Annotated in this window: 1 protein-coding gene and 1 pseudogene; both read left to right on the plus strand. The window is 44.0% G+C overall.

The window, feature by feature from the left end; translation table 11 throughout:
- Positions 1–665 (plus strand): annotated as a pseudogene (locus FWJ59_RS09505) (hypothetical protein); the annotation flags it as partial.
- 257 nt (positions 666–922) lie between these two features.
- Positions 923–1,855, plus strand: a 933-nt coding sequence (locus FWJ59_RS09510; protein WP_414481688.1) for a glycosyl hydrolase, incomplete at its 3' end; no start/stop codon positions are given.

The following is a 1,855-nucleotide window of genomic DNA, read 5'->3' on the forward strand; positions in this document are numbered from 1 at the left end:
GCAATGGAGCAACCTTTGCAGACATAAAGGATGGCAAGGCAGTGCTCAATTTGAGAGATCCAAAAGTGGTAGAGGCCTTGAACTTCTACTATGAACTGGCTAATGTAGATAAGATCCTGTACAATAAGTTTACCTACAGCGACAGCCCGCCGTGGGATATTGCCGCTACCATGTTCCAGGATGGCAAAGTGGCCATGTTCTGGTATCAGTACTGGAAGATAGATGACTTCAAGAATAACATGTCTGACGACTATGGCATTTTGCTGCCTCCGATCGGTCCCAGCGATCCAGATAAGAAATATAAGTGCCTTGTTTCCGGGCACAACTTCCAGACAATACCCAAGAACGTAAAGAATCCCGAAGATGTGGCATTTATTTGGGATTTATGGACAGATCCGTTCCCAGAGGACCTAGAGGATCCCGATACATGGATGGAAGCACACTTTGATAGGGTGCGCGATGAGACTTCCTTGGAAGTTCTCAGATACATGTATGACAACGAGTGCTTTGCTCCTATAGGGCTGTTTGGTGCCTGCCAGTCAGCAATCGAGACTTGGTGGGGAGCACAGGACGACCTGATCAAAGGAGAAAAGACCGTTGCTCAGATCATCGATGAGAAGTATGATGCCCTGCAGGCCGCTTTCGATGACTTCCTGGCTCAATAAAGATTGTTGACTAATGGGATGGATGGCGTGCAGCAGGAGGAGCTGTACGCCATCCCACTAAAAAAATCTTTAGTTAAGCTCTCTGTTGGTTAATATGACCCTATCCATATCAGCATGGAAATACAGGTGTGAATATGACAAAGCGTGTATGCAGTTTTTTATCTCTTTTAATATTGATCGGTCTGTTCTTAAATGGATGCACAAAGGTTCACGATGCGGGCCATGATGCTGAAAATCGGAGGAAAGGGGTCACGGGTATGAGCGATAATTTGACTGAAGATAGGTATAAGGATGGGGGCAACAATACATCCGAAGCAGATGGAATGAACGGGGAAGACCATTTCGATCCCAAATTTGAATTGCTTCTTGAGGCTGAAGACGTTGCCATCACAACGGGTAAGGTGCGGCCTGAAAGCACTTATCCAGACTTTTCAGGCAACGGTTATCTGGTGGGCATAGAAAGAGAGGAGGACACCGTCACTTTTAACGTTTCCGTGCCCGGAAGTGGGTTTTATGATTTAAACTTTATTAGTGCAAGCTGTGATGGATACAAGGAAAACAATGTGTATGTAAACGGGGAATTTGTAGGAGTAGCAAAGGTTGAAAGAACTAATTTTCAAGACTCTATTCTCAAGAGGGTGTATTTAAAAGCAGGTAAAAATGAAATAAAGCTGACCAAGAGCTGGGGTTGGATTCGATTGGATGCATTAAAGATAACCGCTTCTCCTCCGATTGACCAAGACATCTATAAAATATCGGCTCAATTGGTTGATCTCTATGCCACCGATAGGGCGAAAAAGTTGATGCAATTTTTAGTTGATATGTACGGTAAATACATAATTTCAGGGCAGTATTCGGATAAAGGGATAAACGGTCCTGAATTCAAAGCGATATATTCTGCTACGGGAAAATATCCCGCTATATTGGGCCTTGACTTTATAGATTATACGCCTTCGAGGGTGGCCCATGGTACGAATAGCAAGGCGGTTGAATACGCTATAGAATTTGACAAATTGGGTGGCATTGTGACCTTTTGTTGGCACTGGAACGCCCCTGAACCTTATCTTTACGATACATCAGAAAAACCATGGTGGAGCGGATTTTATACCAGGGCTACCAACATCAATTTAGAGACCATCATGAATGGTAAGGATCCTCAAGGTTATGAGCTGTTGTTGAGGGATATTGAT

This window comes from Caldicoprobacter sp. (assembly GCF_047459465.1).
GTDB lineage: Bacteria > Bacillota > Clostridia > Caldicoprobacterales > Caldicoprobacteraceae > Caldicoprobacter.